Here is a 12,387-nt window from a genome sequence, read left to right on the forward strand (position 1 = left end):
CGTGTCATGGAGTTGTTGTGAAAGCGTCACAAATCCCGGGCCGGCGGCTGGCCGTCATCTTCAATCCCATTGCCGGGCGCCGGCGACCGGGGCTGGTGGAACAGGTGATGGAGGCGGCGACCGATGCCGGTGCCCAGGTCACGCTGCACACCACCCGTGCTGCCGGGGACGGCACGCTGATCGCCCATGATCTGACCCTGGCCGGTGCGGCCGATGTGATCGTTGCGGCCGGCGGCGACGGCACCATTAATGAAGTGGTGAACGGCATGGCCCAGGTTACGGAGGTGGAGCCGCCACCATTGGGTCTGATCCCCCTGGGCACGGCCAATGTGCTGGCGCACGAACTGGGCGTGGGCGGGTCCGCCCTGCGAATCGGTCGCGGCCTGGCCCTGGGCCCGATCCGGATCATCCATGCCGGACAGGCCAATGGGCGGCTGTTCACGATGATGGCCGGGGTGGGCATGGATGCCCGCGTCGTTGCCGGCATCGACCCGGCCGTGAAGCGCCGGCTGGGCAAGGGGGCCTATGCGCTGGGGGGCCTGCGGGAGATCATGGCCGGGCCGGGCCTGGATTATAATGTCACCCTGACCGCGCCGGACGGCACGCTGTCACATCATCGGGCGGCAAGCTGCATCCTGTGCAAGGGACATTATTATGCTGGTACTTTCGTACTGGCCCCCGATGTGCGGCTGGACCAGCCGGTCCTGCATGCCGTGCTGTTCACCCGACCTGGGCGCTTGGCCGCCTTCACCTATGCCGCCGCGATGACGCTGGGCCTGCTGCGCGGGCGGCGGGATGTGCTGGTCCTGCCGGCCATCGCTGCCCGGATCGAGGGGCCGGTGGGGGAGGCGGTGCAGGGCGATGGCGATACCATCGCCCGGCTGCCGGTGGACATATGTCTATGGCCCGGCCTTCTGCGCGTCGTGGGTCAGGATGGATAGCCGGTCAGCTCGCCCGTGAATTCGGAGATGTCGTTGGGGTCCAGCGACATCAGGCACTCGGCCATCGTTGCGTTGCTGCGGAAGCGGAACCAGCCGTGGCCATCATGATAATAGGCACGATAGGTACCGGTGACGTCCCGTTCCAGCTTCAGGGTCGGGTAGATCTGCTTGGGCAGCCAGATCTCGATCCGGTCGAACGTGGGACCGGTCGACCGCAGGGCCGTTACCCACAGCCCGCGACGCTGCCGCTCGGCGAGAATGTTGGTCCAGGCGAGAAGGTCGCCGGGGGTGAAGCGCTGGCGGGCGAAAGGCAGAACAACGCACATGCTGGCGATCCCGGATGCTGCACGGCAAAGGCACCATGCAGGGGACATCGTCCCGCGCGGCCGATTAAGGCCGGCTTAATCGGCCGCGGTGCAAAAGCATAGGTCGTGCGGGTGGTGCCCGCGGGCGAAAATCATTTTGCACCTGCACAGTCGGCAGGCGCGACTAAGGTCGTAAATCGGCCCTGTTCCTCAGGCTTTCGGCGGGGAGCGGTGCAAAACCGCATACCCCCAATCCACCGCGGCGCTGTTGCGTAGGGGCTGGGGCTGTGTTACATGCTCGCTCGCTCGACGCCGGAGGGTCCTCCTCCGGAATGGCCGATCATTGCTAACGTCCTGAAATCATTCAGGTCCACGGACTTTAACCGAGGTTACCCAGTGGCAACCGAAGGGACTGGCGTCTCCGAACTCGCCTCGCGCTATGCGAGCGCCCTGTTCGATCTCGCGGATGGGCAACAGGCCCTGGACCAGACGGCCCAGGATCTGCTCTCCATCAAGGCTCTGCTTGCTGAAAGCGCGGACCTCCGCCGCTTGATCGGCAGCCCTCTGCTCGCCCGTGACGAACAGGAGCGCGCCATGGACGCCGTCCTGGTCGCGGCCGGCGTGGGTGAACTTGTCCGGAAGTTTGTCGGGCTGGTGGCGCGTAATCGCCGCCTGTTCGCGCTGCCGGGCATGATCGACGGATTTGTGGCCCAACTGGCCCGCCGCCGCGGCGAAAGCACGGCGCGCGTTACCGTCGCCCGCCCGCTGACCGACGCCCAGTGGGCCGAGCTGTCCGCCGCCTTGAACAAGGATGGTGGCAACTCGGTCAAGATGGACGTCTGGGTCGACCCGTCGCTGATCGGCGGCATGATCGTCAAACTCGGTTCCCGCATGGTCGATAGTTCCGTGCGCACCAAGCTCAATAAGCTGAAACTCGCCATGAAAGGGGTTGGATAATGGAAATCCGCGCCGCTGAGATTTCCGCGATCCTGAAGCAGCAGATCGCGAACTTCGGCACCGAAGCCGATGTCGCCGAAGTGGGCCAGGTTCTGTCCATCGGTGACGGCGTGGCCCGTATCCATGGTCTGGACAAGGTCCAGGCCGGCGAGATGGTGGAATTCCCCGGCGGGGTCAAGGGCATGGCCCTGAACCTCGAAACCGACAATGTCGGTGTGGTGATTTTCGGCTCCGACCGCGACATCAAGGAAGGCGATGTCGTCAAGCGGACGGGCGCCATCGTCGAGGTCCCCGTGGGCCGTGGCCTGCTGGGCCGCGTGGTCGACGGTCTGGGCAACCCGATCGACGGCAAGGGCCCGCTGCTGGACGTCAAGCGTCAGCGCGTGGAAGTGAAGGCCCCCGGCATCATCCCGCGCAAGTCGGTGCATGAGCCGATGCAGACCGGCCTGAAGGCCATTGACGCCCTGGTGCCCGTCGGCCGTGGCCAGCGTGAGCTGATCATCGGTGACCGCCAGACCGGCAAGACCGCCATCGCTCTGGATACCTTCATCAATCAGAAGGCCATCAATCAGGGCGACGACGAGAGCAAGAAGCTCTACTGCATCTACGTCGCCGTGGGTCAGAAGCGCTCCACGGTCGCCCAGATCGTGAAGACCCTGGAAGAGAACGGCGCGCTGGAATATTCCATCGTCGTTGCCGCCACCGCTTCCGAGCCGGCGCCGCTGCAGTTCCTGGCCCCCTACACGGGTGCGGCCATGGGCGAGTTCTTCCGCGACAATGGCATGCATGCCCTGATCGTTTACGACGATCTGTCCAAGCAGGCCGTTGCTTACCGTCAGATGTCGCTGCTGCTGCGCCGCCCGCCGGGTCGCGAAGCCTATCCCGGCGACGTGTTCTATCTGCACAGCCGCCTGCTGGAACGCGCCGCCAAGCTGAACGACGCCAATGGCGCCGGTTCGCTGACGGCCCTGCCGGTCATCGAGACCCAGGCCGGTGACGTGTCCGCCTACATTCCCACGAACGTGATTTCGATCACCGACGGCCAGATCTTCCTGGAAACGGGTCTGTTCTATCGCGGCATCCGTCCTGCCATCAATGTCGGTCTGTCGGTGTCCCGCGTGGGTTCGGCCGCCCAGATCAAGGCGATGAAGCAGGTTGCCGGCACCATCAAGCTGGAACTGGCCCAGTATCGTGAAATGGCTGCCTTCGCGCAGTTCGCTTCCGATCTGGACGCCACGACCCAGCGTCTGCTGAGCCGCGGTGCGCGCCTGACGGAGCTGCTGAAGCAGCCCCAGTTCAAGCCGATGCCCGTGGAAGAGCAGGTCGTGTCGATTTTCGCCGGCGTGAAGGGCTACCTGGACAAGGTCCCGACCAACGACGTGAACCGGTTCGAAGCCCGCTTCCTGGACGAAATCCGGGCCAAGGGCGCCGACATCCTGGCCGCGATCCGCAACGAGAAGGCGATCTCCAAGGAAACCGAAGAGAAGCTGAAGGCTTTCCTCGACGGTTTCACCAAGGTTTTCGCCTGATCCAAGCTCCCGCAAGGGGCCTCATTGAGAGCGTAGGGCTGTCATGCCGAGCTTGAAGGACATCCGAAACCGGATCGCCAGCGTCAAGTCGACGCAGAAGATCACGTCGGCCATGAAGATGGTCGCGGCCAGCAAGCTGCGCCGCGCCCAGGAGCAGGCGGAGGCCGGCCGGCCCTATGCTGAACGCATGGGCCGGATGCTGGCTTCGCTGGCGGCCAACGTGGCTGGCGGTCCCGGTGGTCCCCGCCTGATGACCGGGACGGGCAGCGATCAGACCCACCTGCTGGTGGTGATGACCGGTGACCGCGGTCTGTGCGGTGGTTTCAACGGCTCCGTCGTCCGCGAGACGCGTCGCGCCATCCTGCGCCTGCAGGCCGAAGGCAAGACCGTCAAGCTGCTGACCGTTGGCCGCAAGGGTCGCGATCTGCTGCGCCGCGAATTCCCGGCGCTGATCGTCGCCACGTTCGAAGAAGTGGGCAAGAAGAGGCTCTCCTTCGCCGATGCCGACAGGGTGACGGCGAAGATCCTGGAGCTGTTCGATGCCGGCGAATTCGACGTCGCCACGATCGTCTACAACAAGTTCAAGTCGGCGATGACCCAGATCGTGACGCTGCAGCAGGTGGTGCCCTTCGCGGCGCCCGAAGCTGCCAGCGGTACCGCGTCTGAGGCCGGCGCCGTCTATGAGTTCGAGCCGAGCGAGGAGGCCATCCTGGCCGACCTGCTGCCGCGCAATCTGGCCATCCAGGTCTATTCCGCCTTGCTGGAGAGCGCCGCGTCGTTCTTCGGTGCGCAGATGACCGCCATGGACAATGCCACGCGCAACGCCGGCGAGATGATCAAGAAGTATACCCTGATTTACAACCGCACCCGCCAGGCTTCGATCACGAAGGAACTGATCGAAATCATCTCCGGCGCGGAAGCGTTGTAAGTCCACCCGCATTCACGACGAAGTCAAGGTTCCGAGGGAGCTTACCCCATGGCTAATAACAGCAACGCGGTCGGCCGCATCACGCAGGTTCTTGGTGCCGTCGTGGACGTGCAGTTCAACGGCGAACTGCCGCCGATCCTGAACGCGCTGACCACCCAGAACGAGGGTAAGACCCTGGTTCTGGAAGTGGCGCAGCACCTGGGCGAGAACACCGTCCGCACCATCGCCATGGACACGACCGATGGTCTGGTGCGTGGCGCCGAGGTTCTCGATACCGGCAACTCGATCCTGATGCCTGTCGGTCCGGCCACGCTGGGCCGCATCCTGAACGTCATCGGCGAGCCGATCGACGAGCGCGGCCCGGTCGGCAACGACAAGGTCCTGCCGATCCACCGCGAGGCCCCCGATTTCGTCGATCAGGCCACGGACGCCGCCCTGCTGATCACCGGCATCAAGGTCATCGACCTGCTGGCCCCGTACCTGAAGGGCGGTAAGATCGGCCTGTTCGGTGGCGCCGGCGTGGGCAAGACCGTGACCATTCAGGAACTGATCAACAACGTCGCCAAGGCGCACGGTGGTATGTCGGTGTTCGCCGGCGTGGGTGAGCGCACCCGCGAAGGTAACGACCTGTATCACGAAATGATCGACGCCGGCGTTATCAAGACCGACGGCCCGGGCTCCAAGGTGGCGCTCGTGTACGGTCAGATGAACGAGCCGCCGGGTGCGCGCGCCCGCGTCGCCCTGTCCGGCCTGACCATCGCCGAATATTTCCGCGATGAAGAAGGCCAGGACGTGCTGTTCTTCGTGGACAACATCTTCCGCTTCACCCAGGCGGGCGCCGAGATGTCGGCCCTGCTGGGCCGCATCCCGTCGGCCGTGGGTTACCAGCCCACCCTGTCCACCGACATGGGCGCCCTGCAGGAGCGCATCACCTCGACGAAGAAGGGCTCGATCACGTCCGTGCAGGCCATTTACGTGCCCGCCGACGACTTGACCGACCCGGCCCCGGCCACCTCCTTCGCCCACCTGGACGCCACGACCGTGCTGTCGCGTTCCATCGCCGAAATGGCCATCTTCCCGGCCGTGGACCCGCTGGACTCGACGTCGCGCGCGCTCGATCCGCGCATCGTCGGTGAAGAACACTACAACACCGCCCGCAAGGTTCAGCAGGTGTTGCAGCAGTACAAGGCTCTGCAGGACATCATCGCGATCCTGGGCATGGACGAACTGTCGGAAGAGGACAAGCTGGTCGTGGCTCGCGCCCGCAAGATCCAGCGCTTCCTGTCCCAGCCGTTCCATGTGGCCGAAGTGTTCACCGGCACGCCGGGCGTTCTGGTCTCCCTGGAAGACACCATCAAGGGCTTCAAGGGCATCGTGAACGGCGACTACGACCACCTGCCGGAAGCCGCCTTCTACATGGTCGGCACCATCGAGCAGGCCGTCGAAAAGGCCCGCAAGATGGCCCAGGCCGCCTAAGTCGCTTTCCCCGTGATCCCCGTCCGGCGGTCCGCCGCCGGACGGGTTCCGGTTTCGGGAGGGCACGGTCCCTCCTTGATGTGTTTTGCTAGGGTGTGAGCCATGGCCGACAAGGTTGAATTCGAGCTGGTGTCGCCGGAAAAGCTGCTGGTGTCGCAGCCGGTGCATATGGTGGTGGTGCCGGGGGCCGAGGGCTTCTTCGGTGTGCTGCCGGGCCATGCCCCGATGATCGTCACGGTGAAGCCGGGCGTCATCGACATCTATGCCAATGACATGGCAACCGTGACCCAGCGCATCTTCGTGGCCGGCGGTTTTGCCGAAGTCACGGCGACCCGCGTCACCATCCTGGCCGAGGAAGCGACCGATCTGGACGTTGTCCGCGGCCTGGACCGCGCCGGTCTGGAGAAGCAGCTGTCCGACCTGAGCGAGGATCTGGCCGAGGCCAAGTCCGAAGCGGAGCGTGCGAGCCTGGAGGCCAGGCTGGCCGTTGTTCAGGCCAAGCTGGAAGTGCAGGGCTCCACCCTGCACTGAGCGGGTTGATCTGCCGATCGGAAGGCGTCACATATTCGTCACGTTTCCGGTTCGGTGAGAGCGATTATCACGGGGGCGCTTTGCGCCCCCGTTGCTTTTTCAGTCGATCTCCCCAATCTGTCACCAGCCACGCGCGGTTTGGCGCGTGCATCCCTTAGTAAACGTGGAAGAGTGCCGGCACATGGCCTATGCGCATTGGACGATCGAAGGTTTGCCCTGGGACCAGCTGGACCCCGCCAAGGCTTCGCCCGTGATGCTGAAGCTGGCAAAGGCGGCGGCCCTGGTCGAATATAACGGGCATATCTACGCCGACTATCTGTGCAACGTGTTCCGTGATGACCCGGAATTCTGCCAGATCACGCGCGACTGGGCCGCGGAAGAGGTCCAGCACGGCGAGGCGCTGGGCACCTGGGCGGCGCGCGTCGATCCGTCCTGGGACTTCCAGGCCGCCGTGCAGCGCTTCCGCGATGGCTACAAGATCGATGTCGACGCCATGGTCAGCAAGCGCGGCAGCCGCGCCGGGGAGCTGGTCAGCCGCTGCATCGTGGAGACCGGTACCTCCAGCTACTACACGGCGCTTGCCGAGGCGACCGAGGAGCCGGTGTTCAAGCAGCTGTGCCGCCACATCGCCGCCGATGAGCTTCGCCATTACAAGCTGTTCTACGACCATCTGAAGCGCTATCTCGAATCAGAGAAGCTGAACCGCGTGCAGCGCTTCATGGTCTGCCTGTCGCGCATCAATGAGACGGAGGACGATGAGCTGTCCTACGCCTTCTATGCCGCGAACTACTGGACCCGCGCCTATGAGCGGGTCGAGAACAATGCCGAATATACCAGCCTGGCTTATTCCTTCTACCAGCCCCACCATGTCGACCGGATGGTCGGCATGGTGTTCAAGGCATCGGGCCTGAAGCCGCATAGCTGGCTGCACAGCTGGGCGACAAAGTTCGCGTACAAGCGCATGCATAAGAAGGCCGAGGCGGCGCGTCTGGCGGCGTAACCGGGCGACCGACGAAACACGAGCCCGGCCGCCTGGAATGTCAGTGCAGCCGGCGCGGCCCGCTATCTTCCGGCTCGGCCATCGGCTCATCCGCCGCCCCGCCACCGCGCAGCAGGTCCAGCAGCGCGCCCGTGTCCGGGGTGCCGCCCAGCGCCTCGCACAGGCAGGTGGCCAGTTCCGGGACCATGCCGGTCAGGGCGGCATTGCCTTCGATATAGCGGTGCAGGACCAGACCGTTGCCGACGGCGTCCAGCATGATGGCGGCGCCAGGGCCGGCCAGCGGCAGGGCGGCGGGCAGGGGAACGGGTTCAGGCTCATGCCCCGTACGGGCCAGTTCCCGCAGATTGCGTTCCAGAATGAAGCCCGCCAGCGGGCCATCCACCACCTGATAGGCCGCATTGTTGCCGGCCTGGTCGGCCAGCGCGCGGCGCAGTTTGCGCAGGCCCGCCACGGCGGCGGCCGTCAGGTCTGCCTGTCCGGTGGCGCGGCGGCCCGCGGCCTGAAAAGCGGTCCGGATCAAGGCCGGGACCGGGTTCTGTGTCATGGACAAATCCTCCTTCACGAAGCGAGTGCCCCTTCAGGGTGCTATCCCCCGGACCCCATCCTGGGCGTCCGCAGTATCACCCACCCCTTGACGTGGGGACCTGACCTGCCGGGTTCAAGGGTCGGCGGGGGAACCGTTCCAGGCTAGGATGTGGCACCGCGAAAGGAGCCTGACCATGGTGTTGCAGCGGATCATACGGACCTTGCGGGGCCGGGAAGGCAGCCCGCGACCGGGGTCGGACCCGTCCGGGCCGCCCCAGGCGCCGATGCCTGTGCCCAACCGTCCTGACGGCGTCGCGCTGGCGCTGCAGGGCGGCGGGTCGCTGGGCGCCTTCACCTGGGGTGTGCTGGACCGGCTGCTGGAGCAGCCCGGATTCGCGCCTGTCCGCCTGTCTGGTGCTTCGGCCGGGGCCGTCAATGCCGTGGCGCTGACCAGCGGCTGGGCCCTGGGCGGGGCAGCGGGCGCGCGGGCGGCGCTGGACCGGGTCTGGCGGCGGGTGGGGGAATGCGGCGTGGGTGCCTTGGGCTTCTGTCCGACCTGGGCCCATAATGGCCTGACCCATGCCGTCAACAGTGCCGCCTTCGGCATGGCCACCCGCCTGTTCTCCCCCTATGCGCTGAATCCGCTGGGCTTCAATCCCCTGCGCCAGATCCTGCTGGACGAGGTCGATTTCGCGGCCCTGCGTCTGCCATCGGCACCGGCCGTCACCATCTCCGCCACCCGTGTGCGCGACGGGCAACCGCACCTGTTCGGCAATGGGGAGGTGGATATCGACGCCCTGCTGGCCTCCACCACCCTGCCGACGCTGCATCAGGCGGTGGAGATTGGGGGCGAGGCCTATTGGGATGGCGGCTATACCCTGAACCCGCCCATCCGCGCCCTGCTGGATGGGCCGGCCATCGGCCGCGTGCTGGTGGTGCAGGCCATGCCCAACTGCACCGACGAGACCCCGCGCACGGCATCGGCGATTCGCGAGCGGCTGAACCAGATCACCTTCTGCCACCCGCTGGAGGCGGAGATCGCCCTGGTACAGGAGGTACTGTCCCATGGCGACCGGCCGGAACAGCTGGACATTCTGTCCCTGGACCCGCAGGCCCCCTCACTGGGCGACCTGACGGGCCTGCGCATCGACATGGATTATCTGCTGACCCTGAAGGCCCATGGAAGGGCGCGGGCGGAGGATTGGCTCAGTGCCGTTGCGCCTCCAAACGCCTGAGTTCGGGGCCAAGTCGGTCAGACGCGACGGAAATGACCGGAACCTGATCGACCAGCAATGTGACCCTGTGGCTGTTCTCCAGCCGCGTCAGAATCTCCCGACCGCCGGCTTGCGGTGACAGCGAACGGCTCCAGCGGACTTTATGCGATAGGGTGGGCGTGCTGCCGGCCATTGTCAACAAAGCGGGATCGGACATGGCAATCACCTCGCCATCCGCCACAAGCGTGAAATGGTTGAAGGTAACCATGATGGGATAGCCGATGATCACATCGGCCTGAATCTGTAAAATCCCTTGGCCGTTCGCCCCCTCGGCATCTCCGAAGAAGAAGCAGAGGCGCCGGCCCTTTTCATCAAAACCGCAGGCAGCGGGTTGCAGATTGACAAGTTCCAGTCGCCATTCCCCCAGCTTGGGAGCGCAGGCGGCCAGCGGAAGGCAAAGCAAGCAGAGAGCCAGAACGCGCAGGCCAATTGTCATTTTTCACCCCCGCTAAGCACCTTGCCCGGATTCATGATCCCGTCCGGGTCCAGCATCCCCTTCACCGCCCGCATCAAAGACAGTTCCACCGGGTCCTTGATGCGGGCCAGTTCGGCCGCCTTGTAATTGCCGATGCCATGTTCGGCGCTGATGCTGCCGCCCTGGGCCAGGACCTGTGCATGGACCAGGGCGGTGATGGCTTCCGCATGGGCCAGATAGGCGGGGCCATCCATGTCGGCGGGGCGGCCGATATTGAAATGGATATTGCCGTCGCCGACATGGCCGAACGGGTAGGGCCGCACGCCGGGCATATAGGCCGTGACGGCCGCCAGGGTGGTGGTCAGGAAGGCGGGGATGCGGCTGATGGGCACCGACACGTCGGTATGCACGGCCCCGCCGATCTTGCGCCCGATCTCCGGCAGCCCTTCGCGCAGCAGCCACAGCCGGCGCGTCTGTTCCAGGCTGTCGGCGAACAGGGCGTCGGTCAGCACCCCCTGTTCCAGCCCGGTTTCCAGCACGGCCTGAAGCTGCTCGCGCAGCATTGGCCCAGTCATGCCGCTGGACGCCTCCAGCAGCACATACCAGGGCGAGGGCGCCGGGAAGGGGTCCATCTCCCGCCCCAGAATCTCCCGCGCGCCATCGATGGCAAAGCGCGGCATCAGTTCGAAGGCCGACAGGCTGTCGCCCGTGCCCGTGCGCGCCAGACCCAGCAGGGTGACGGCGGCATCGGGGCCGGGCACGGCCACCAGCGCCGTTTCCACCTGCCGGGGGCGGGGATAGAGCTTCACCGACGCCGCCGTGATGATGCCCAGCGTGCCTTCGGCACCTAAGAACAGGTGCTTCAGGTCGTACCCGCTATTGTCCTTGCGCAGGGTGCGCAACCCGTTCCAGACCCGCCCGTCGGGCAGCACCACTTCCAGCCCCAGCACCAGATCGCGGGCATTGCCATAGCGCAGGGTCAGGATGCCGCCGGCATTGCTGGACAGGTTGCCGCCCAGGGTGCAGGTACCCTCCGATCCCAGCGACAGGGGGAAATAACGGTCGGCCGCCTCTGCCGCCGCCTGAAGGTCGGCCAGGATGCAGCCGGCTTCGACAATGGCTGTGTAGTCGGCGGCGTCCAGGGCGCGGATACGGTTCAGCCGGCCCAGGTTCAGCAGAACGGCACCCGTCCCTTCCATCGCCACCGTGCCGCCCACGACCCCGGTATTGCCGCCCTGCGGCACGATGGGGGTGGCGGCCTCAGCACACAGGCGGACGATGGCGGCCACCTCCGCCGTTGATCCGGGCCGCAGCACGGCCAGCGGGCGGCTGTCCTGCCGACGGCGCCAGTCGAAGGCGTAAGGTGCCATGGCCTCGCCCGTCAGCACATGGGCGGGCCCGATCAGGGTGGACAGGCGGGACAGCAGGTCGGCCGCCATCGCCCTAACCCCGGGGGGCGGCGGCGCGGCGCAGCCGGTCGTTGATGGCTGCACCCAGACCCTTTTCCGGGACGGGCATGACGGCGATGCCGGACAGGCCCGGCCGGTCCAGCGCCCGCAGCATGGCGAACAGGTTGGATGCCGCCTCCACCAGATCGCCATTTTGCGACAGGTTCAGGCGCAGGGCCCCACCGCGCAGGAAGGCGTCGGGACCAAAGGCCAGCAGCGCCTCATCCGCGCGCACATCCGTGGCGTCCAGCCGTACGGGCAGACCGGGGGCGTAATGACTGGTCATCATGCCGGGGGCCTTCACCCCGTCGGCCGCGGTGGCCAGATCGACGGGGCCCAGCACGCCTTCCAACTCCTCGCGCGTCACCGAACCGGGGCGCAGCAGCAGCGGGCGGTCCCCCGTCAGGTCCAGCACGGTGGATTCCACACCGATGGCACAGCGCCCGCCGGCCAGGATCAGCTTCAGCCGCGCGCCACCGCCCTCGGGAAATTCTTCGGCCACATGGATGGGGGTGGTGGGGCTGACATGACCCGACCGGTTGGCGGACGGGGCGGCCAGCGGCCGGCCGCACGCCTGGATCAGGGCACGGGCCACGGGATGGGCGGGGCAGCGCACGGCAACCGTATCCAGCCCGGCCGAGACCAGCAGCGACAGCGGCGCATCGGCCCGGCGCGGCAGCACCAGGGTCAGGGCCCCCGGCCACCACATCTCCATAGCGCGGGCCGCCCGCTCATCGATATGGACCAGCCGTTCGGCCGCGGCAGCATCAGCCACATGCACGATCAGCGGGTTGAAGCTGGGTCGCCCCTTGGCGGCGAAGATGGCGGCCACGGCCGCGTCATTGCCGGCATCACCGGCCAGCCCATAGACCGTTTCCGTGGGCATGGCGACCAGCCCGCCCGCCGCCAGCACCTCGGACGCCTGGGCATAGGCATCAGGCCCCGGCGGCAGCACGCGCGGCCGGTCGGGATGCGGCGGCGGGGCCGGCGCGTCGTGAGGATGGCTGGGGTCGTCGCAGCAATGGGTGTGGGGCACGGGCGCGGGTCCTGGATGCTTC

The 12,387-nt window shown here is 66.3% G+C and carries 13 protein-coding genes; 8 read left to right on the forward strand and 5 right to left on the reverse strand.

Going from position 1 to position 12,387, the window contains the following annotated elements; genetic code table 11:
* Nucleotides 1–17: 17 nt before the first annotated feature.
* Nucleotides 18–941 carry a diacylglycerol/lipid kinase family protein gene (locus ACODTW_RS14325; RefSeq protein ID WP_488946700.1) on the forward strand — a complete coding sequence of 308 codons (924 nt, stop codon included), beginning with the start codon at nt 18–20 and terminating at the stop codon, nt 939–941.
* Here the strand turns inward: ACODTW_RS14325 and ACODTW_RS14330 are convergent.
* Nucleotides 929–1,267, reverse strand: coding sequence for a hypothetical protein (locus tag ACODTW_RS14330; RefSeq protein WP_488946701.1), 339 nt, complete (start codon nt 1,265–1,267; stop codon nt 929–931). The genes ACODTW_RS14325 and ACODTW_RS14330 overlap by 13 nt on opposite strands.
* 375 nt (nt 1,268–1,642) lie before the next feature.
* Between ACODTW_RS14330 and ACODTW_RS14335 the strand changes: the two genes are divergently transcribed.
* The 6 genes from ACODTW_RS14335 (at nt 1,643) to ACODTW_RS14360 (ending at nt 7,667) form a co-directional block, all read left to right on the forward strand.
* Nucleotides 1,643–2,203 (forward strand): F0F1 ATP synthase subunit delta, encoded by a 561-nt coding sequence (locus ACODTW_RS14335; RefSeq protein ID WP_488946702.1) that lies wholly within the window; start codon nt 1,643–1,645, stop codon nt 2,201–2,203.
* Nucleotides 2,203–3,732 (forward strand): F0F1 ATP synthase subunit alpha, encoded by a 1,530-nt coding sequence (gene atpA / locus ACODTW_RS14340; RefSeq protein WP_488946703.1) that lies wholly within the window; start codon nt 2,203–2,205, stop codon nt 3,730–3,732. Before ACODTW_RS14335 ends, atpA begins: the two co-directional genes overlap by 1 nt.
* Nucleotides 3,733–3,775: 43 nt before the next feature.
* A complete protein-coding gene (locus ACODTW_RS14345) occupies nt 3,776–4,660 on the forward strand; it encodes a F0F1 ATP synthase subunit gamma (protein WP_488946704.1) in 885 nt (294 codons plus the stop codon).
* Nucleotides 4,661–4,708: 48 nt separating this feature from the next.
* Nucleotides 4,709–6,136 carry a F0F1 ATP synthase subunit beta gene (atpD, locus tag ACODTW_RS14350; RefSeq protein WP_488946705.1) on the forward strand — a complete coding sequence of 476 codons (1,428 nt, stop codon included), beginning with the start codon at nt 4,709–4,711 and terminating at the stop codon, nt 6,134–6,136.
* A gap of 102 nt (nt 6,137–6,238) precedes the next feature.
* Nucleotides 6,239–6,667 carry an ATP synthase F1 subunit epsilon gene (gene atpC / locus ACODTW_RS14355; protein WP_488946706.1) on the forward strand — a complete coding sequence of 143 codons (429 nt, stop codon included), beginning with the start codon at nt 6,239–6,241 and terminating at the stop codon, nt 6,665–6,667.
* Between the two features lie 181 nt (nt 6,668–6,848).
* Entirely contained in the window at nt 6,849–7,667 is an 819-nt protein-coding gene (locus ACODTW_RS14360; protein ID WP_488946707.1) for an acyl-ACP desaturase, read from the forward strand.
* Nucleotides 7,668–7,707: 40 nt separating this feature from the next.
* Here the strand turns inward: ACODTW_RS14360 and ACODTW_RS14365 are convergent, their stop codons facing one another.
* Nucleotides 7,708–8,211 carry a hypothetical protein gene (locus ACODTW_RS14365; protein ID WP_488946708.1) on the reverse strand — a complete coding sequence of 168 codons (504 nt, stop codon included), beginning with the start codon at nt 8,209–8,211 and terminating at the stop codon, nt 7,708–7,710.
* 175 nt (nt 8,212–8,386) lie between these two features.
* Here ACODTW_RS14365 and ACODTW_RS14370 point away from each other — a divergent pair, with 175 nt between their 5' ends.
* The gene (locus tag ACODTW_RS14370; protein ID WP_488946709.1) at nt 8,387–9,427 is read left to right on the forward strand and encodes a patatin-like phospholipase family protein; all 1,041 of its coding nucleotides are present in this window, start codon (nt 8,387–8,389) and stop codon (nt 9,425–9,427) included.
* Here ACODTW_RS14370 and ACODTW_RS14375 read toward each other — a convergent pair.
* Genes ACODTW_RS14375 through ACODTW_RS14385 form a run of 3 tightly spaced genes read right to left on the reverse strand, consistent with a single transcriptional unit; the run spans nt 9,399 to nt 12,284 of the window.
* The gene (locus tag ACODTW_RS14375; protein WP_488946710.1) at nt 9,399–9,902 is read right to left on the reverse strand and encodes a hypothetical protein; all 504 of its coding nucleotides are present in this window, start codon (nt 9,900–9,902) and stop codon (nt 9,399–9,401) included. The genes ACODTW_RS14370 and ACODTW_RS14375 overlap by 29 nt on opposite strands.
* Entirely contained in the window at nt 9,899–11,320 is a 1,422-nt protein-coding gene (locus tag ACODTW_RS14380; protein ID WP_488946711.1) for an FAD-binding oxidoreductase, read from the reverse strand. The genes ACODTW_RS14375 and ACODTW_RS14380 overlap by 4 nt, the downstream gene beginning before the upstream one ends.
* A gap of 4 nt (nt 11,321–11,324) precedes the next feature.
* Complete coding sequence (locus tag ACODTW_RS14385; protein ID WP_488946789.1) at nt 11,325–12,284, reverse strand: L-threonylcarbamoyladenylate synthase; 960 nt, start codon at nt 12,282–12,284, stop codon at nt 11,325–11,327.
* Between the last annotated feature and the right edge of the window lie 103 nt (nt 12,285–12,387).

It is taken from the genome of Niveispirillum sp. FG148, from assembly GCF_057809655.1.